The 17,588-nt window shown below is 64.3% G+C and carries 21 protein-coding genes; 9 read left to right on the top strand and 12 right to left on the bottom strand.

The annotated features are described in order from the left end of the window. Positions 1-3: 3 nt before the first annotated feature. Positions 4-600: an alpha/beta fold hydrolase gene (locus tag JNE37_RS02500; protein WP_203065204.1), complete on the top strand. Its 597-nt coding sequence runs from the start codon at positions 4-6 to the stop codon at positions 598-600. Here JNE37_RS02500 and JNE37_RS02505 read toward each other — a convergent pair. The 3 genes from JNE37_RS02505 to JNE37_RS02515 all read right to left on the bottom strand — a co-directional run bounded on the left by JNE37_RS02505 (position 597) and on the right by JNE37_RS02515 (position 3,729). After that, positions 597-1,571 (bottom strand): bifunctional riboflavin kinase/FAD synthetase, encoded by a 975-nt coding sequence (locus tag JNE37_RS02505; RefSeq protein WP_203065205.1) that lies wholly within the window; start codon positions 1,569-1,571, stop codon positions 597-599. The genes JNE37_RS02500 and JNE37_RS02505 overlap by 4 nt on opposite strands. A gap of 62 nt (positions 1,572-1,633) precedes the next feature. Next, the gene (locus JNE37_RS02510; protein ID WP_203065206.1) at positions 1,634-2,500 is read right to left on the bottom strand and encodes a TIGR01459 family HAD-type hydrolase; all 867 of its coding nucleotides are present in this window, start codon (positions 2,498-2,500) and stop codon (positions 1,634-1,636) included. 14 nt (positions 2,501-2,514) lie between these two features. After that, a complete protein-coding gene (locus JNE37_RS02515) occupies positions 2,515-3,729 on the bottom strand; it encodes an EAL domain-containing protein (protein WP_203065207.1) in 1,215 nt (404 codons plus the stop codon). A gap of 158 nt (positions 3,730-3,887) precedes the next feature. Between JNE37_RS02515 and JNE37_RS02520 the strand changes: the two genes are divergently transcribed. The 3 genes from JNE37_RS02520 to JNE37_RS02530 all read left to right on the top strand — a co-directional run bounded on the left by JNE37_RS02520 (position 3,888) and on the right by JNE37_RS02530 (position 6,055). Beyond that, positions 3,888-5,324 (top strand): sigma-54 dependent transcriptional regulator, encoded by a 1,437-nt coding sequence (locus JNE37_RS02520; protein WP_246513474.1) that lies wholly within the window; start codon positions 3,888-3,890, stop codon positions 5,322-5,324. 61 nt (positions 5,325-5,385) lie between these two features. Next, complete coding sequence (locus JNE37_RS02525; protein ID WP_203065208.1) at positions 5,386-5,646, top strand: type II toxin-antitoxin system Phd/YefM family antitoxin; 261 nt, start codon at positions 5,386-5,388, stop codon at positions 5,644-5,646. Beyond that, positions 5,636-6,055 carry a hypothetical protein gene (locus JNE37_RS02530; RefSeq protein ID WP_203065209.1) on the top strand — a complete coding sequence of 140 codons (420 nt, stop codon included), beginning with the start codon at positions 5,636-5,638 and terminating at the stop codon, positions 6,053-6,055. Before JNE37_RS02525 ends, JNE37_RS02530 begins: the two co-directional genes overlap by 11 nt. Here JNE37_RS02530 and JNE37_RS02535 read toward each other — a convergent pair. Continuing rightward, positions 6,052-6,237, bottom strand: coding sequence for a hypothetical protein (locus JNE37_RS02535; protein WP_035035349.1), 186 nt, complete (start codon positions 6,235-6,237; stop codon positions 6,052-6,054). The two genes, JNE37_RS02530 and JNE37_RS02535, sit on opposite strands and share 4 nt — an antisense overlap. Before the next feature lie 182 nt (positions 6,238-6,419). Between JNE37_RS02535 and JNE37_RS02540 the strand changes: the two genes are divergently transcribed. The 5 genes from JNE37_RS02540 (at position 6,420) to JNE37_RS02560 (ending at position 10,274) form a co-directional block, all read left to right on the top strand. Then, a complete protein-coding gene (locus JNE37_RS02540; RefSeq protein ID WP_035035346.1) occupies positions 6,420-6,707 on the top strand; it encodes a co-chaperone GroES in 288 nt (95 codons plus the stop codon). 47 nt (positions 6,708-6,754) lie between these two features. Then, on the top strand, positions 6,755-8,395 hold the full coding sequence (groL, locus tag JNE37_RS02545) for a chaperonin GroEL (RefSeq protein WP_035035344.1): 1,641 nt from the start codon (positions 6,755-6,757) through the stop codon (positions 8,393-8,395). Between the two features lie 172 nt (positions 8,396-8,567). Then, complete coding sequence (locus JNE37_RS02550) at positions 8,568-8,801, top strand: BrnA antitoxin family protein (protein WP_203065210.1); 234 nt, start codon at positions 8,568-8,570, stop codon at positions 8,799-8,801. Continuing rightward, positions 8,802-9,278 carry a hypothetical protein gene (locus JNE37_RS02555; RefSeq protein WP_203065211.1) on the top strand — a complete coding sequence of 159 codons (477 nt, stop codon included), beginning with the start codon at positions 8,802-8,804 and terminating at the stop codon, positions 9,276-9,278. Positions 9,279-9,362: 84 nt separating this feature from the next. Further along, complete coding sequence (locus JNE37_RS02560; protein ID WP_203065212.1) at positions 9,363-10,274, top strand: SEL1-like repeat protein; 912 nt, start codon at positions 9,363-9,365, stop codon at positions 10,272-10,274. On the opposite strand, the gene JNE37_RS02565 is transcribed toward JNE37_RS02560, so the two are convergent. The 8 genes from JNE37_RS02565 to JNE37_RS02600 all read right to left on the bottom strand — a co-directional run bounded on the left by JNE37_RS02565 (position 10,271) and on the right by JNE37_RS02600 (position 17,493). Beyond that, positions 10,271-11,017 (bottom strand): TSUP family transporter, encoded by a 747-nt coding sequence (locus JNE37_RS02565; RefSeq protein ID WP_197030253.1) that lies wholly within the window; start codon positions 11,015-11,017, stop codon positions 10,271-10,273. The two genes, JNE37_RS02560 and JNE37_RS02565, sit on opposite strands and share 4 nt — an antisense overlap. Before the next feature lie 2 nt (positions 11,018-11,019). After that, positions 11,020-12,249 carry a glycosyltransferase family 2 protein gene (locus JNE37_RS02570; protein ID WP_246513476.1) on the bottom strand — a complete coding sequence of 410 codons (1,230 nt, stop codon included), beginning with the start codon at positions 12,247-12,249 and terminating at the stop codon, positions 11,020-11,022. A gap of 231 nt (positions 12,250-12,480) precedes the next feature. Next, positions 12,481-13,197: an ATP phosphoribosyltransferase gene (gene hisG / locus JNE37_RS02575; RefSeq protein ID WP_035090424.1), complete on the bottom strand. Its 717-nt coding sequence runs from the start codon at positions 13,195-13,197 to the stop codon at positions 12,481-12,483. After that, a complete protein-coding gene (locus JNE37_RS02580; RefSeq protein WP_203065213.1) occupies positions 13,194-14,264 on the bottom strand; it encodes an ATP phosphoribosyltransferase regulatory subunit in 1,071 nt (356 codons plus the stop codon). The genes hisG and JNE37_RS02580 overlap by 4 nt, the downstream gene beginning before the upstream one ends. After that, a complete protein-coding gene (gene hisS / locus JNE37_RS02585; protein WP_203065214.1) occupies positions 14,261-15,724 on the bottom strand; it encodes a histidine--tRNA ligase in 1,464 nt (487 codons plus the stop codon). The genes JNE37_RS02580 and hisS overlap by 4 nt, the downstream gene beginning before the upstream one ends. 95 nt (positions 15,725-15,819) lie before the next feature. After that, positions 15,820-16,053 carry a hypothetical protein gene (locus tag JNE37_RS02590; RefSeq protein ID WP_182398067.1) on the bottom strand — a complete coding sequence of 78 codons (234 nt, stop codon included), beginning with the start codon at positions 16,051-16,053 and terminating at the stop codon, positions 15,820-15,822. 40 nt (positions 16,054-16,093) lie between these two features. Next, positions 16,094-16,336: a hypothetical protein gene (locus tag JNE37_RS02595; protein ID WP_203065215.1), complete on the bottom strand. Its 243-nt coding sequence runs from the start codon at positions 16,334-16,336 to the stop codon at positions 16,094-16,096. 554 nt (positions 16,337-16,890) lie between these two features. Continuing rightward, the gene (locus tag JNE37_RS02600; RefSeq protein WP_203065216.1) at positions 16,891-17,493 is read right to left on the bottom strand and encodes a DNA-3-methyladenine glycosylase I; all 603 of its coding nucleotides are present in this window, start codon (positions 17,491-17,493) and stop codon (positions 16,891-16,893) included. Positions 17,494-17,588 lie beyond the last annotated feature (95 nt).

Genomic DNA, 17,588 nt, shown 5'->3' on the forward strand with positions numbered 1-17,588 from the left:
GGCGTGGCCAAAACCTTCTTCCTGCCGGGTGCGGGTGGCAGCGCCGACTTCTGGCGCCCGGTCGCCACTCATTTGGGGCTCGATGGTCGGTTGCTGGCCTGGCCAGGGTTGGGCAACGAACCGCATAGACCTGACGTCAATGGCGTCGACGACCTCGTCAACATGGTTCTCGAAGGGCTCGACGAGCCCGCCAATATCATTGCGCAATCCATGGGTGGGCTCGTTGCCGTGAAGGTGGCGCTGGCCGCGCCGGAGAAGGTTCGACGGCTGGTGCTCACGGTGACTTCGGGCGGAGTGCCGGTGGCGGATCTCGGTGGGAGTGATTGGCGGGCGGACTATTACGCGGCCTATCCTGCTGCTGCCCGCTGGATCGGGGAAGCACGCGAAGACCTGTCGGCGCGCCTCGGCGAGATCGCCTGCCCCACACTGCTGCTCTGGGGTGACAGCGACCCGATCAGCCCAGTGGCCGTTGGGAGGCGTCTGGAAGCGCTGCTCCCCAATGGGCGGCTTCAGATGATCCAGGGCGGTGACCACGATCTGGCGATCACCCATGCGCAAGACGTGGCCAAGCTTATCGCCCGGCACCTCGGGGACGGCTAACCGAAGAAGCCGAGCTTCCTGTCCAGTTCGCTCTTAGGCGCGCAGGCGTTGAGGGCGTCCTCGGCCTTGCGGCTGTCGCGGTTCATTGCGGCGATGAGGTCATCGAGGCCGCTGAAGACTTCCTGGCCGCGGATGTGGGCGATCAGGGCCACCGAAAGGTGGGCGCCATAGATGTCGTCATGGAAATCGAAGAGATGCGTCTCGAAGGGTGGACGCTGGTTGTTGAACATCGGCTTGCCGAAGCTGGCGACGCCGTTGATCAGCCGGTCGCCGAGACGTGCGCGCACGGCGTAGACGCCCTGCGCGAGGTGGAAGCCCTCATGGGTGGCCATGTTGGCGGTGGGGAAACCCAGCTCGCGGCCGCGGCGATCGCCCGAGACGATCTCGCCTTCGACGAACCAGTGGTAGCCGAGGAGCGTATTGGCCGTGGCGAGGTCGCCGACGCCGAGCGCCGAGCGGACGCGCGAGGACGAGATAGGTTCGGTACCATCATCGATCAGCGCCAGCGTTTCGACCTCGAAGCCGTATTGCGCGCCGGCGCTGCGCAGGAAATCGGGAGTGCCGCGCCGGCCGCGGCCGAAATGGAAATCGGCGCCGACGATCACACCGGAAACGGCGAGGGCATCGACCAGATAGCGGGAGACGAAATCTTCGGCCTCGACCTGCGAAAGGTCGCGCGTGAAGGGCATGATGACGATGCCATCGAGCCCCAGCGCTTCAGCGAGGCGCGCCTTGGCATTGCCTTCGGTGAGGCGGAACATGAAGGGCTCGGGCGCGAAGACGTCACGCGGATGCGGCTCGAACGTCAGCACCACCGCCGGCACGCCGCGCTGGCGCGCGCGTTCCTTGAGGGCCGCGAAGACGTGCTGGTGGCCACGGTGGAAGCCATCGAAATTGCCGATGGCAACCTGGGCACCCTTGAGCTGGGCCGGTACGGTATCCAGGCCCGCTAGCTTGATGAAATCAGTCACTTGTAGTTACGCCCCAGGGTGCAAGCCGCGGGAAATTGCCAAGTTTGGCGCGCCATTGCAAGCTACCAAGCCAGCCGCGGCATGAAGCCGGCGAGGCGGGCGCCGGTAGTGGCCACGAAGTTGCGGATATGCTCGGAGTCCGGCTCGCCGAAGGCATCCAGCTCGCCCGCATGGATCGAGCCGGTGATGAACAGGAAATCAATGCCGAAATCGGCCGCGCCCATGGCGTCGGTGCGCACGCTGTCGCCGATGGCGAGGATGCGGCTGCGCTCGACGGGATGGCCGACGGCCTTCTCGGCCAGCGCCAGGGCCTCGTTGTAGATCGGGGCATAGGGTTTGCCGGCCATCAGCACGATGCCGCCCAGTTCCTCGTAGATATCGGCCAGTGCGCCGCCGCAATAGACGATCTGCTCGCCGATCTCGACCACCTTGTCTGGATTGGCGCAGATGAGCGGCAGGCCACGACGGCGCCAATGGGCAATGCGATCGGAATACATGTCGGGCGTGTCGTCATCGGTATCGAGGTCCGTGACGACGACGGCGGAAGCCTCGTCGGCCGTGCCACGGCGCACGTTGAGGCCTTCATAAAGCGCATCGTCGGCGGTGGGCGGTCCGACATGGTGGATGACCTTGCCGGAATAGCGCGCGATCATGGTGCGAGTGGCGTCGCCCGAGGTCACCACCGAATCATAGGCACCGCCCGGGACGCCGAGTTCATCGAGCATGGCGATGATGGGGCCTGAGGGCCGAGGCGCGTTGGTGATGAGGACGACGCGTCCACCGGCCTGGCGGAACTTCACCAGCGCCTCGACGGCGCTCGGATAGGCAGCCACGCCGTTATGCACCACGCCCCAGACGTCCGACAGCACGACGTCATAGCGTCCGGCAATGGCTGAAAGCCCGGAAAGCGCTCCGGCTGTGTCCGACATGTTTGGTCCTTCGCTTACGCTACAGGCGCCAGGCGATCACCCACGAGATCAGGACGGATCGGACCGGCGGAGGCCATGTAATAGCCTTGTGCGTAGCCGAACCCATCTTCGAGGAGGGATATGATCTGGTCTTCGGACCTGATGCCCATCGCCATCAGGTCGATGCCCGAGCGCTCGACGAAACTGGCGATATCGGAAGTGTGGATATCGGTAAAGGCCCCAGGCTGCTCGACGAACCGTGTCGCATCGACGCGGACGGAACGGACGCCAAGAGCCGAGAGCTCGCTGAAATCCGAACGCAGCGAGCGGGCATTGACGATCGAATAGGCGGCGCCTCGACGCATCATCGCCGCCAGTGCCTGGCGCTCTGCACTGGTGCAGGCGCGCCAATCGTCTTCGCTGATGGCGAAATTGATCACCGGGACAGTGCCGCGATTGGCTTCAAGCAGGGCCGAAATCTGATTGACCGCCGGCACGTCGCCCAACGTGGCGCGCGAGAGCGGCACGTAGAGGGTGAGCGTCGATTTGTTGGCGCGGGCGCGGTGCAGCAGCGTCACCGCCTCTTCGGCAGCCATGATCTCGATGCGGCGGATGACGCTTTCGCCGCCGCGCACGGGCATGAATTCCGAGGCAGCGGCGATGTCACCCCCGTCCATGCGCATGCGCGGTGTGAGGTCATAGCCGTGCACGCGGCGCTGGGGCAGCGTAAAGATCGGCTCGATGTGGAAAAGAATGCGCCCTTCGCTGAGCGCATCCTCGACGATGGAAAGATCGATATCCGGTTCGGGCAGCGCTTCGGGCACGGCGCGGGCGGTGGCGCTCAGGACCATCGGGCCCTTCTGCGCTTCGCGCTCCTCTTCCTGGGCCTGTTCAAGGTCGGAAACCGCTTCGGCGACCTGGCGCACGACGGTGCCCAGCACGGAAATATCGGCTTCGAGGCCGGAAAGGCGCTTGCCGGCATCGACGTCGGTAAGGGCGTTGATGCGCTGGGAGAGGACCTGCCCGGCCTGAGCGTCAGTGGCGAGGAGACGCGACAATTCCTCGACGGCGCGTTCAAGGCGTGCTTCGGAGCGGCGGCGCAGCTGGCGTTCCATGTAGATGACGGCCAAACCGCCGGCCAGCATGGCGAGCATCAGGGCTTCGACTGGCGAAAACGCCAGGCCAAAATAGGCCGTAGCTGCGAGAGCGCAGGCTGCCAGGGCGATGAAAGTATAAACCAGCGCCTGCACTACCTATTCCCGGCGAGTTGGTGATTCTGTTTCAACTCAATACCACCCAAGCCGAAACGGCAAAAGCGGATGCCTTCGACGGGAAGACAAACGAATTGTTTACCCTGTTCATAAACAATCTGCGGAAAGCAAAAACGCCAGAGGCGAGGATAACGCCCATGCCGATGCGACCCGGACAAAGGTCCGACGCCGCTGCGACGATTCTCCTGATCGACCGTGATCCCGCCGCCGCGCGGGCCATGGCGGCGAACCTTTCGGGTTGCCTGCTCAGTGAACCGGTGATCGAGGAGGCCCGCAATGGCCGGACCGGCGCCGACAGGCTGCGCGGGCGGGATTTCGACATCGTACTCATGGATCTTTCCAGCCTCGATGACCTGGCGCCGAGCACCGAGGAAGCGGTGGCACGGCTCGCCAAGATCGCGGAAGGCGCGCTGCTGATCGCGCTTTCGGGTGGGGCTTCGGTGTCGGCGGCGGTCGCCGCCATGCGGGCGGGAGCACACGATTTTCTCGCCAAGCCGCTTTCGGGTTCGGGCTTCGCTGCCCGAATCGGTGAGCTGGCGCACCGGCACGGCAAGGCGCGCGCACTCACCATCGATGCGCGACCCGGCATCAAGGAAGATTTCGCCGGCTTCGTCGGCGCATCGACCCAGATGCAATATGTCTACGAGCAGATCGGGCGCATCGCACCCTCATCTGCGCCGGTTTTCATCACCGGCGAAAGCGGCACGGGCAAGGAAGTCTGCGCGGAAGCGCTCCACAGCCAGGGGCCGCGCGCGGGCAAGCGGTTCGTGGCGGTCAATTGCGCGGCGATCCCGCGAGACCTCATGGAGAGCGAGCTCTTTGGGGCGGCGCGTGGGGCCTATACGGGCTCCGTGGAAGACAGGAAAGGCGCAGCGGAGCTGGCCGATGGCGGCACGCTGTTCCTCGACGAAATCGGTGAAATGGACCTTTCGCTGCAGAGCAAGCTGCTGCGTTTCCTGCAGACCGGTGCGCTGAGCCGCGTTGGCGAGGCCGATACCCGCCAGGTCGATGTGCGCGTCATCTGCGCCACCAATCGCAATCCGATGCAGATGATTACCGAAAAGCGGTTCCGCGAGGACCTCTTCTATCGCCTGCACGTCCTGCCCATTCACCTGCCACCGCTGCGCCAGCGGCCGGCGGATATCCTGGTGCTGGCCCAGCATTTCCTCGCGCGCTTTGCGCAGGAGGAGCACAAGCAGTTCGCCGGTTTCTCACCCGAGACTGCCGATGGCCTCATCGCCCGCGAATGGCCAGGCAATGTGCGGCAGCTGCAGAACCTCGTGCGGCGGCTGGTCGTGATGTTCGACGGCGGCGAGATCACCGCAGAAATGGTCGCGGCCGCCGATATCGAATCCCGCAGCTTCGCACCGCCTCCGGTCGCCGAGGCCCCTGCCGCACGTCGCACAACTGTGCTGCCGATGTGGCAGCAGGAGCAACGCATCATCGAGGATGCAATCCTGAGCTTTAACGGCAACATCGCCCTGGCAGCCGCGGCCCTCGAGCTCAGCCCATCGACGATCTATCGCAAGCGACAGGCCTGGGCGGAAATGGCGGGACGGAAGGGCGTGGCTTAGCTTTACGAAAATCCATAAATTAGGTACTTTAGAGAAACTACCTGATTTAAGGAACTATATCGTGCGCCGCTTCTCGCTTACCGAACTCAACAATCGCTCGGGCGAGGTGGTTGAAGCCGCCTATTCGGGCCCGGTCGAGATCACCCGCCACGGCAAGCCGAAATTCATCATCATAACGGCGGAAGAATACGCCCGGCTGGCCCGGCGCGACCCGCGCCGCGTATACGGTGCCGGGGAGACACCGGATGAAATAGCCGATGCCTTTGCCCAGGAGCTAGATCGCCTGTCGCGCGGCGAAGGTTACGGCGACGATGAACCCTGACCTGCTGCGGCCGGGCACTGTCCTCACCTACCCTTATCTCTGGCTGCGGGAGCAAAAAGAGGGGGAAACCGAGGGGCGGAAGGAGCGACCGATCTGCATGGTGATCGCGCTGAAGACAGGGAGCGGCACGACGCACCTGATGCTGTTAGCCATCTCGAGTAAACCGCCAATTCGCGAGCAGGACGCGATCGAGATTCCGGAGATAGAGAGGAGGCGTGGGGGGCTGAGCGAGGTCGGCACGTCGTGGATCGTCATCAGCGAGTACAATTACGATGTCGCCGAACAATCCTTCTACCTTAGGCCTGATCAGGCGCCGCTGGGTCGCTTCAGCCGCTCTTTCGTGGCTTTGCTCGCCGCACGCCTCGCTCCGTTGCTCAAGTCCAGGACCGGGCGGGTCGGACGGCTCTAAAGCCCCAGCTTTTCCTTCGCCTTGCGGGCGGTGGCGAAGGCCTTGTGTTCTTCGCCCAAGGCGGTGCCCTTCTTGAGGACATTGCCTTCGGCATCGAGAACCTCCCATTGCCACTGAGCGTTGAGGCCTGCGCCGCCGGTACGGCGGATGCGGATGTCGGAATTTTTTGGCTTTTCGGTCATAGCCCCTTATCTCTCATTGTAAGCGCGGGTGGAAGCCGACTTCACCGCTCCGTCACAATCCCGCGACCTTGACTCCCTAAAACACGGCTCCTATATCGGCTGCCAGCCAGTTAGCACTCTGTTATCCGGAGTGCTAACAGGTCTCAGATTTGCATCACCGTTAGGTCTCATAAGGAGCGAAAATGAGCTTCCGTCCCCTGCACGACCGCGTGGTCGTCCGGCGCGTCGACAGCGAGGAAAAGTCCGCTGGCGGCATCATCATCCCCGACACTGCCAAGGAAAAGCCCTCCGAAGGCATCATCGAGGCCGTTGGCCCCGGTGCGCGTGACGAAAGCGGCAAGGTTGTTGCCCTGGACGTCAAGGCAGGCGATCGCGTGCTCTTCGGCAAGTGGAGCGGCACCGAGGTCAAGATCGACGGCAAGGACCTGTTGATCATGAAGGAATCCGACATCCTGGGCATCATCGGCTAAAGCCGGCTCCGGACAGTCCGTTCAACGCTTACTAAGGAGCGCCAGACATGGCCGCTAAAGAAGTAAAGTTCTCCACCGATGCCCGCGAGCGCATGCTGCGCGGCGTCAACACCCTTGCCAATGCGGTGAAGGTGACCCTCGGCCCGAAGGGTCGTAACGTCGTTATCGAAAAGTCGTTCGGCGCCCCGCGCATCACCAAGGACGGCGTCACCGTCGCCAAGGAAATCGAACTCGAGGACAAGTACGAGAACCTGGGCGCCCAGCTCCTGCGCTCGGTTGCGTCCAAGACCAACGACATCGCCGGTGACGGCACCACCACCGCGACCGTTCTCGGCCAGGCCATCGTCGTCGAAGGCGTCAAGGCCGTCGCCGCCGGCTTCAACCCGATGGATCTGAAGCGCGGCATCGACATGGCCGTCGAGGAAGTCGTCTCCAACCTCAAGTCCAAGGCCAAGAAGATCAATTCTTCGGCTGAAGTCGCCCAGGTCGGCACCATCTCGGCCAACGGCGAATCGTCGATCGGCGACCAGATCGCCGAAGCCATGCAGAAGGTCGGCAACGAGGGTGTCATCACCGTCGAAGAAGCCAAGACCGCCGAGACCGAGCTCGAAGTCGTCGAAGGCATGCAGTTCGACCGCGGCTACCTCTCGCCCTACTTCGTGACCAACACCGAGAAGATGACCGCCGTCCTCGAGGACGCCGTCATCCTGCTCCACGAGAAGAAGCTCTCGAACCTGCAGACCATTCTGCCGCTGCTCGAAGCTGTCGTGCAGTCCCAGCGCCCGCTGCTGATCATTGCCGAGGACATCGAGGGCGAAGCCCTTGCCACCCTCGTCGTCAACCGTCTGCGCGCCGGCCTCAAGGTCGCTGCCGTCAAGGCCCCGGGCTTTGGTGACCGCCGCAAGGCCATGCTCGAAGACATCGCCATCCTGACCGGTGGCCAGGTGATCTCCGAAGACCTCGGCATCAAGCTCGAGAATGTGACCATCGACATGCTCGGCACTGCCAAGCGCGTTGAAATCACCAAGGAAAACACCACGATCGTGGACGGCGCCGGTTCCCAGGAAGACATCCAGGGCCGCGTTGCTCAGATCAAGGCGCAGATCGAGGAAACCACCTCGGACTACGACAAGGAAAAGCTGCAGGAACGTCTGGCCAAGCTGGCTGGCGGCGTTGCGGTGATCAAGGTCGGCGGCGCCACGGAAGTGGAAGTCAAGGAGCGCAAGGATCGCGTCGACGACGCCCTGAACGCTACCCGCGCTGCCGTTGAAGAAGGCATCGTTCCGGGCGGTGGCGTTGCGCTGCTGCGCGCTTCGGCTGCCATCAAGGTCAAGGGCGCCAATGCCGACCAGGAAGCCGGTATCGCCATCGTGCGCCGCGCTCTCCAGGAGCCGGTCCGTCAGATCTCGAACAATGCCGGCGCCGAAGGCTCGGTCGTTGTGGCCAAGATCCTCGAGAACCCGTCCGAGTCGTTCGGCTACAACGCCGCGACCGACCAGTACGGCGATCTCGTGCAGCTCGGCGTTATCGACCCGGTCAAGGTCGTGCGCACCGCCCTCCAGGACGCGGCTTCGGTCGCTTCGCTCCTGATCACCACCGAGGCGCTCATTGCCGAGCTGCCGAAGGATGCTGCTCCGGCCATGCCGGGCGGCGGTGGCATGGGCGGCATGGGCGGCATGGACTTCTAAGAAGTCCGGCCGGCATCAGCCGACTAGAACACCTGACCTTTCCCAAGGTCACGAACGGGAGGGCGGTCCATAAGGGCCGCCCTTTCCCTTTGCGGGTGATGTTCGATCAAACGCTCTGGCCCGACGCCCTTGGCTGCTCTAGGCTCGGACAACTTCACCACAGGAAGCGCCCATGGCCCCTCCCACCAGACGACATACCAGCGCCATCGACCAGGCCGAGGCCCTGTTCAAGGCAGCGACGACCAAGCAGGTCGAGAACGTATCGCCCAAGAGCAACGCGATTCCGGTCGGCAAGGAAACGGTTTCGCTGCGTCTCGATCGCGACGTGCTCGAGCACTTCCAGGACGACGGTCCGGGCTGGCAGGACCGGATCAACGCGGCCCTGCGCACCTTCATCGAGCGGTAGATGCGCGGGCTCGCGGCTTTGGCATTGTTGGCTCTCCTGGCTTCGCCCACGCTGGCGCAGGACGAGGAGGCCTATATCGATGACCGCTCGACGCCTGAGGCGGTGATCAACTCGCTCTACAACGCCATCAATCGCGCCGAATACCTGCGCGCCTATTCCTATTTCGGCGCGGACAACGCGCCCGCCGATTTCGAGACCTTCTCCAAGGGCTACGAGGATACCGATAGCGTCGATGTCCTGCTCGGTAAGTCGACGTCTGAAGGCGCGGCGGGGAGCACATACTATTCGGTGCCGGTGGCGATCGACGCCGTGGGCAAGGACGGCACGCACAAGCAGTTTGCCGGCTGCTACACGCTGCGCCTCGCCAACCCGCAGATCCAGGCGACGCCGCCGTTTGTGCCGCTGCACATCGAGAAGGGCGACCTCAAGCCCGCCAATGGTGAGCTCGAAGCGATCCTGCCGGCGAGCTGCGAGTAGCAGCCCCTCCTCCCGACGTCCGATTTGACTCAGGCCGGCGGGCCATAGCATCCTCTGGTATATAGACTTTTCGAGGGTTCGACCGTGTTCCGCACCGGCCAGTTTCTTGGCGCTATCGCGCTTTCCGCTTTGATTCTCTCGCCGGCCATTGCCGTGGAGAAGAGCAAGGATGCCAATCCTTCGTCTTCCACCGCCACGCCCGCGGTGACGTCCGGCGGCAATTCGGACAAGACGCCGAGCAAGAAGCCGACCACGACGCAGACGCCAACGGCTCCCCGTTCGGTCAACGACATTCTCGATGAAGCCGACCAGTATTACGACGGCGACGGGGTCAAGCAGGACTACGACAAGGCGCTGGCCCTCTATCGCGAAGCGGCGGCCATGGGCGATGGTTATGGCTATGACATGGTCGGGCTGATGTACGATCTCGGCCGGTCGGTCAAGGAAGACCCCAAGGAGGCCATGGCCTGGTATCGCAAGGCTGCCGATGCGGGCTTCTACACCGCCATGGTCAATATCGGCACGCTCTACGAACAGGGCCGCGGGGTGACCAAGGACCTTGAGGAAGCGGTGAGCTGGTACCGCAAGGCTGCCGAGAAGGACAACCTGCGCGGCATGTACTATCTGGGCGACATGTACCTGGAAGGCCGCGGCATCGGCAAGGATCTCGAAGAGGCGGTGAGCTGGTACCAGAAGGCCGTCGATGGCGGCTATGCCGACGCCTATTGGGCGCTATCGCTGCGCTACGTCTATGGCGAAGGCGTCGCCAAGGATACGCACAAGGCCGCCGACCTCGCCTACTACGCACTCACGCATGGCGTGCAGTCGGCCCATGACAATCTCTTCGATGCCCGCAACAAGAATGTCTCGGCCAATTTCCTGCGTCGCATCCAGGAATTGCTGAAGCAGGACGGGTTCTATGACGGCAAGGCCGATGGCAATTTCGGGCCGCAGACCCGCACCGCCATCGAGGCCGCGTTCGGCACCGCCAATTAGGGCACGAGCAGCAGCTTGAGCGCCATCGCCACCGAGACCACCACGACCAGCGGGCGGATGAGCTTGGCGCCGAAGCGGATGCCCGTCAGCGCGCCGAGATAGCCGCCTGCGATCTGTCCGACCGCCATGGTCAAGGCGGCGGGCCAGACGACATCGCCCGAGGGGATGAAAAGCAGCAACGCGCCAAGGTTGGAGGCGAGGTTGAGCACCTTGGTGTTGCCTGCCGCGCGCGTGACGCCCAGACCGAAGAGCGCGACGAAGGCCAGCGTCAGGAACGAGCCGGTGCCCGGTCCGAAAATGCCGTCATAGAAGCCGACGCCAAAACCCACGAGCGGCACGAAGATGGGGAAACTCAGCCGCGCCGCGCGGTCGGCATCGGTCAGCTTGGGCGCGAACATGAAGTAGCCGGCAATGGCGATAAGCGCGATCGGCACGATCACGTCGAGAATGCCGGTATCGATGTTCTTGACCGTGAGGGCGCCGAGCAGGCTGCCCGCCAGGGTCAGCAGGATGGCCGGCACGAGCGCCCGCAGTGACACCAGGCCCTTGCGCCAATAGGTGGTGGCGGCAATTGTCGTGCCGACGATCGATTGCATCTTGTTGGTCGCCAGCGCCGCCACCGGCGGCAGGCCCGCCGAAAGCAGGGCTGGCAGCGACAGCATGCCCCCGCCTCCCGCAATGGCATCCACGAAACCGGCGGCAAGGCCGACAACGGCGAGGGCGAGCAGGGTAAGCGGTTCCAAAGTCAGGACTTCTTCTTGGGCAGGTCCCGGATGCGGGACATCGGGTCGTCGGGCGGGGGGAAATCGGCAACGCGCCGCTCGTAGAGCGGAATATTGATCATCGAGGACATAAAGCCGCTCATGCCAAGCTGCAAGCCCGCTACGAGCGATGTCATGGCCAGGATCATGTAGCGCATGCTCGATGTGACATCGAGCGGCCCGAAATCGCGCGAAGCCCAGACACTGACGCCCCAGATGAGCGTGCCTATTCCAATGGCCACCAGTACGACGGCGGCGAGCAGGATGCGCTCGAGCGTCAGCGCTTCGAGCAGGCCATCAAAGCCCGATTTGGGGATGAAGCCGTAGCGCGAGGCAAAGCGCCGGCCGATAAGGGCGAACGAGACCGACTGCAGGCCGACGATGATGAACATCGCCGCCATGAGGAAGGTGTGGAGGTCGATCTCGACGGTCGGAGTAAGATGCACCGGCCCCTGCAACAGGATGCCGCCCAGCACCATGCCGACCACCAGCAGCGTGATGCCCGGATAGAGGAAGAGCCAGCGCGGCGAGAAGAGCAGCAGGAACCGCAGGTGCCGCCAGCCGTCACGGAACGAGCGCAGATGGGGGCGACGAGAGCGACCATCGGGCCAGAGCGTGGTGGGCACTTCGCCGATCGCCAGACCAGCCTGAGTGGCCTTGACCACCATTTCGGAGGCGAATTCCATGCCGGTGGTGCGCAGGTTGAGCGCCAGGATCGCGTCGCGGTCGAAGCCGCGCAGCCCGCAATGAAAATCGCCGATGTGTGAGCCGAAGAAGAGCCTGCCGGCAAATGAAAGCACTGGGTTGCCGACATAGCGGTGAAGCGGCGGCATGGCGCCCGGTTTGATGCCGCCCTTGAAGCGGTTGCCCATCACCAATTGCTTGCCGGCGCGCAGCTCTGCAAGGAACGGGTCGAGGCTGGAGAAATCATAGCTGTCGTCGGCATCGCCCATGATGACGAAACGGCCGTGCGCGGCCGCGATGCCGCCTGCGAGGGCAGCGCCGTAGCCCTTCGTCGCCACGCGCACCAGCCGCGCGCCGTTCTCGACGGCGATTTCCTGGCTGCCATCGGTCGAACCATTGTCCGCCACCACGACCTCGCCCTCGACACCCGCGCGTTCGAGGAAGCCGCGCGCCTTGCGAATGCAGGTCGCCAGCGTCTCGGCCTCGTTAAGGCAAGGCATCAGGATGGTGAGTTCAATCGCTTTCGGCACGCCGGTCGCCCCTGTCCGGAAGATTACCGGGTCAAGCTTCTAGCTGCAAATTGGTTCAAGAATTGCGCACGGGGGGAGGCAGTCCCCTTCATATCCCACACCTTCCCACCCCCTTACTTCCCCGGCCGCAGAGCCGGGGCCCACGGATATCTCCACTCGAGTGGAGCGGTGCAATAGGCCCCGGGTCTGCGCCCGGGGAAGTGCAGTGGTTGGGGAGAGGAAGGAGGCCCCCTAAAGCTCCTGGACCGCCGCCTCTGCACCCAGTCGCGCCAGCAATTGTCCCAGCGTCGCAACACGGCTCGCATCCCAATCCGCCGTCCGGCTCACGATCAGCGCGGCTTCGCTCTTGAGGATCACGCCGTCTTCGATGATGCGCAGCTGGTTGGCCACCAGCGTCGAGCCCGAGGAGGTGATGTCCACGATGATATCGGCTACGCCCGCGGCCGGGGCCGCTTCGGTGGCGCCCAGGCTTTCGACGATCCGGTATTCGGCAATGCCATGGGCGGCGAAGTGACGGCGGGTGACGTTCACGTATTTGGTCGCGATGCGCAGCCAGCGGCCGTGGCGGGCGCGGAAATCGGAGGCGACGTCGGAGAGATCGTGCATCTGCGTGACGTCGATCCAGGCCTCGGGCACTGCCACCACCACATCGGCATTGCCGAAGCCGAGCGGCTTGGCGATCACGACGCTTTCCGGGCCATGCTCAGCAGTCTCGTGGATGAGGTCGATGCCCGTCACGCCGATATCGATGGCGCCGCGGATGAGTTCGCGCGCGATCTCGGCGGCGGGGTAGAAACGCACCGTCACGTCATCAAAGCCTTCGAGCGCGCCCAGATAGGAGCGCGCGCCGCCCGGCCTTGTGATGTTGAGCCCCGCCTTGGCAAAGGTCTCGCGGGTCACTTCCTCGAGCCGGCCCTTGGAAGGCACCGCCAGCGTAATGCCGCTCATGCCAGCGCCTCCTTCTCCAGCCGGTCCACCCAGACCGCGCAGCCGGCCGCCGCGATGCGCGCGGTGGCGCCCAGGCGCTCCAGCAGCCGGTCATATTGACCGCCGGACGCAAGCACATGGCCGCCCTGCCCGGTCATCTCGAAGACGACGCCGGTATAGTAATCGAGGCGCGGGGAGAAGGCGGCGTCGAACGTCACGGGCGCGGCCGGTCCGAACGCGGTCAGATGACGACGGAGCGTGCGCAGCGGCGCCGAAAGATCGACGCGCGCGCCCTCGGCCAGCGCCTCGACCTGGTCCAGCGCCTCATCGGCCTCGCCGGCAATCGCCAGGTAGTCGCGCAGCAGCGCCAGCGTGCCTGCCGGCACGAGCGCCGCGTCCAGCGCCTGCTGCTCGAGATAGCGATCGGCGATTTCCTCGGGACCGCGGCCATCGGTGAGGCTGAGGCCGGCGGCCACCATCTGCTCGGTCACCTGCTCGACCAGCGTCGCGCGGTCAGGCGTTTCCGCCTTGCCGTTGCCTTGCGTCGCGAGGCGATCGAGCAAGCGCGCCAGCGCTTCGGCGTGGCCGAAACGGTTGCGGATGCGCGGGCGCCAGACATCGGGCATGTCGAGCCCGGCCAACAGCGCCTCGAAAAGGCCGACGCCCCCGAGGCGCACTACAGCGTTGCGGGCGTTGAAGATTTCAAGCGTCCTGCGAGCGAAGCCGAAAACACGGTCGAGCGCCAGATCGGCATTCGGCTGCGCCATGAGTTCGAGGCCGGCCTGATCGACTTCGATCACGCCGGAGCGGCGCTGCCGGAAAATGGGGCCCAGATAGCCGAAGGCCGCGGGTTGGCCGGCGCGCGGGCTCTTGAGATAGTCGGCGACGATGGGCAGCGTGAAATCGGGACGCAGGCAGAATTCAGTGCCGTCGCCGCCGCTGGTCAGCAGCAGCCGGCGGCCGAATTCCTCGCCCGCCAGGTCGAAATACGGCCCGGCCGGCAGCAGCAAAGGCGGGGTGACACGGGTCACGCCCTCTCCCTCGACCAAGGCGGCGAGGGCTGCCCGTCGCTGCGCGCTCGTGGTCACGCCAGCATGTCCCTGATGGCCTGCACGAGATCGACACGGGCTACGTTCACCTGGGCCGGGCGCGCCGCCTTCATCTCCGCGTTGGAAGTGAATTCCTTGGCCGCTTCGGCACCGGCTACCATGTCCTTGATGGTGACCATGCCCTGCTCGCGCTCGTTGGAGCCTTCGATGACCACCGCCGGAGCGTTGCGCCGATTGGCGTATTTCATCTGCGCGTTCATGCCCGAGGAACCCAGATACATCTCGGCCCGGATCCCGGCGTTGCGCAGTTCGGATACCATGGCCTGGTAGCGCGCCGTCTGGTCGCGATCCATGACCAGCACCACGACGGGCCCCTGCACCGCCTCGGAGGTGAGGTTGCCGGTGAGTTTCAGCGCATTGGCGAGACGCGACACGCCGATGGAGAAGCCGGTAGCCGGCACCGGCTCGGAGCGGAAGCGCGAAACCAGCCCGTCATAGCGGCCGCCGCCGCCGACGGAGCCGAAGACGACCTGCTGACCCTTCTCGTTGGTGACGGCGAAGGTGAGTTCGATCTCGAAGACCGGACCGGTGTAGTATTCAAGGCCACGGACAACTGAAGGATCGATCTTGATGCGGTCCGGTCCGTAGCCCGCAGCGGCGAACAGCATCGCCATGGCGCGCAGCTCGGTCACGCCGGCGGTGCCGGTTTCGTTGCCGGTCACGAGCTTGTCGAGCTCACCGAACAGCGCCTCGCCCTCGCCGCCTGCGGAGGTATAGGCCAGCACCTTGGCGATCTGGCTGTCGTCGAGCCCGGCACCCTTGGTGAAGTCGCCGCTTTCGTCCTCGCGGCCCTTGCCGAGCAGGGCGCGGACGCCGTCCATGCCGAGGCGATCGAGCTTGTCGATGGCGCGGAGCACTACGAGGCTCTTGTCCGGATCGGCCTTGCCGAGGCCAATGCTTTCCAGCACGCCGTCGAGCACTTTGCGGTTGTTGACCTTGACGATGTATTTCCCCTGGAGGCCGAGGGCATCCATGGTGTCGGCCATCATCATGCAGATTTCGGCGTCCGATTCCGGACCGGCAGCGCCGACGGTGTCGGCGTCGAACTGCATGAACTGGCGGAAGCGGCCCGGGCCCGGCTTTTCGTTGCGGAACACGTAGCCGGCGCGATAGGAGCGGAACGGCTTGGGCAGCTTGTCGTAGTTTTCGGCGAAATAGCGGGCGAGCGGCGCGGTCAGGTCGTAGCGCAGGCTCAGCCACTGCTCGTCATCGTCCTGAAGCGAGAACACGCCGGCATTGGGTCGGTCGGTATCCGGCAGGAACTTGCCCAGAGTCTCGGTGTATTCGAAGAGCGGGGTTTCGATCGGGTCGAACCCGTAGCGCTGATAGACAGCCTTGATCTTGGCGATCATGGCGTCGGTCGCCGCGATATCGGCGGGCGTGCGATCCTCGAAACCGCGCGGCAGCCGCGGCACGATCAGCTTGGATTTATCGGTCATCTGGCAAAGTCCGGAAAAGTCGCGGGTGTTGGTAGCGGATTGAGGTTGGCACGGCAAGCGTGGGGCTCCCCGAAAACCGGAGAGCCCCCTCGCTTTTAGGCGCGCCAGAGCACCAGCAGCATCGGCTTGATGGTCGGGACGCCCTCATACGGGCCGGCATCGCCATCGGGCGGCAGGCCGAGGTCGCCGCGCAGGTGCGCCGGCGCTATGGGCGGACGCACCCGGTAGCGCCACCACGAGAGCAAGGCTGCAAGCTGCTTGCCGCCGTTCTCTTCCGTAGCGGGTACCGGGGTGGCGTTCTTGAGGGGCTGGAATTCGAGAATGGTCATTTTGTCTTCTCCTTTGTTGGGGTTGTGGGGCTGGGAACGGCTAGTTCATCCAGTCCTTGCTCTTGCCCTGGTCGGCCTTGCGGCCGAGGTCCACGAGCGGGAAATCGAACATGGACGGCACGCGGGGCGGCAGTCCCACATCCGCACGCAGATGATCGGGTACCACCGGATTCTGGCGGCCCCACCAGGCTACGAGCCTGGCAAACCATCCCTGGGCGGCCTCGGGCTCCCGCCTGGGAACCGCAGGCACCAGGGAATGGGCCTTCACTTGGTGAATCGACATTTCATGTTCCGAACCGCAAAAGCGGCCGGCTCCTGTTGCTGGAAATGAAGAGACTCGTGACGGAGGGACGAAAATGGTCCCGAAAAAGGCGGTCAGTCGTCTCGTTAGGCTAGGAAGTTGTCCGTCGCTGAAGGATCAGCAGGGAATTCAGGCGTTGGCTGGCTTCAATGTCGAAGCCACATACCCGAATTGGTGCAGGCGATTTTGGTGAAGCGTACGCGATAGGTCATCAGACGCCTCCTCGGCTGCGTGTTGGACATTGCGCTTGTAACGCGCTCGTGAGCGCCTGCCAACACCCGATGCGGCAGCTTGTCGCGCTGCGGGTGGATTGTTGTGCAAAAGCAACAGTATGGGCGGCGAGAAGTGATCGAAGGCTGCTCGGGCAATGCCTCTTTCACGTTGGGAGCGTGGCTTCCCCGCCCCTTGCTTCCCCGGGCGAAGACCCGCGGCCTACGGATCGCGCCACTCGCGTTTGTCGTGGCAATAGGCCGGCTCTGTGGCCGGGGAAGTTCAGTGATGGGGTGAATGCAGGGGTGCCAGGATAGAGTAACGCCCTACTTCGGCCGCACCAGCCCCTTGCGCTCCGCATCCACCTCGGCGTGGCAGAAACATCCGGGGACGTGGTCGTTCACCATGCCCATCGCCTGCATGAAGGCGTAGGCCGTGGTTGGCCCGACGAAGCTGAAGCCGCGCTTGCGCAAATCCTTGCTCATGCGCCGCGACGCATCGGATTGCGCGACGAACGTGCCCGGTGGCGGCAATTCCTCGGGCTTGGGCTCGAACCGCCAGAAATAGGCCGCGAGCGAGCCGAATTCCTTCTGCAGTTCCAGCGCCCGCTTGGCATTGTTGATGGTCGAGGCGATCTTGCCGCGATGGCGGATAATGCCGGTATCCTGCAGCAGCCGCTCGATATCGGTTTCGTCCATCGCAGCCACGCGTGGGATGTCGAAACCGTGGAACACTTCGCGAAAGCGTTCGCGCTTGCGCAGGATGGTGATCCAGGCCAGCCCCGACTGGAAACCTTCCAGGCACAGCTTCTCGAAAAGCCGCGAGTCGGAGGTGACCGGACGGCCCCATTCGCGATCATGATAGTGCTGGTAGAGCGGGTCGCTTCCCGCCCAGGTGCAACGGACAAGTTCTGTGGTCTCTTCGGTCATGGTCCGCTATCTCGGTTCAGAATCGCCTCGGCGCCACCCGATTTTGACGGGCCGGAAAGAAATAGGAAACCACGTCGTTTCACTCCCTCTTGGCG

This window comes from Paradevosia shaoguanensis (assembly GCF_016801025.1).
GTDB lineage: Bacteria > Pseudomonadota > Alphaproteobacteria > Rhizobiales > Devosiaceae > Paradevosia > Paradevosia shaoguanensis.

Excerpts from the sequence above, each read along its gene's own strand:
- JNE37_RS02510 (WP_203065206.1), bottom strand. The coding sequence starts at position 2,500 with ATGTCGGACACAGCCGGAGCGCTTTCCGGGCTTTCAGCCATTGCCGGA.
- JNE37_RS02520 (WP_246513474.1), top strand. The coding sequence starts at position 3,888 with ATGCCGATGCGACCCGGACAAAGGTCCGACGCCGCTGCGACGATTCTC.
- JNE37_RS02530 (WP_203065209.1), top strand. The coding sequence starts at position 5,636 with ATGAACCCTGACCTGCTGCGGCCGGGCACTGTCCTCACCTACCCTTAT.
- JNE37_RS02535 (WP_035035349.1), bottom strand. The coding sequence starts at position 6,237 with ATGACCGAAAAGCCAAAAAATTCCGACATCCGCATCCGCCGTACCGGC.
- JNE37_RS02540 (WP_035035346.1), top strand. The coding sequence starts at position 6,420 with ATGAGCTTCCGTCCCCTGCACGACCGCGTGGTCGTCCGGCGCGTCGAC.
- groL (WP_035035344.1), top strand. The coding sequence starts at position 6,755 with ATGGCCGCTAAAGAAGTAAAGTTCTCCACCGATGCCCGCGAGCGCATG.
- JNE37_RS02550 (WP_203065210.1), top strand. The coding sequence starts at position 8,568 with ATGGCCCCTCCCACCAGACGACATACCAGCGCCATCGACCAGGCCGAG.
- JNE37_RS02555 (WP_203065211.1), top strand. The coding sequence starts at position 8,802 with ATGCGCGGGCTCGCGGCTTTGGCATTGTTGGCTCTCCTGGCTTCGCCC.
- hisG (WP_035090424.1), bottom strand. The coding sequence starts at position 13,197 with ATGAGCGGCATTACGCTGGCGGTGCCTTCCAAGGGCCGGCTCGAGGAA.
- hisS (WP_203065214.1), bottom strand. The coding sequence starts at position 15,724 with ATGACCGATAAATCCAAGCTGATCGTGCCGCGGCTGCCGCGCGGTTTC.
- JNE37_RS02590 (WP_182398067.1), bottom strand. The coding sequence starts at position 16,053 with ATGACCATTCTCGAATTCCAGCCCCTCAAGAACGCCACCCCGGTACCC.
- JNE37_RS02595 (WP_203065215.1), bottom strand. The coding sequence starts at position 16,336 with ATGTCGATTCACCAAGTGAAGGCCCATTCCCTGGTGCCTGCGGTTCCC.
- JNE37_RS02600 (WP_203065216.1), bottom strand. The coding sequence starts at position 17,493 with ATGACCGAAGAGACCACAGAACTTGTCCGTTGCACCTGGGCGGGAAGC.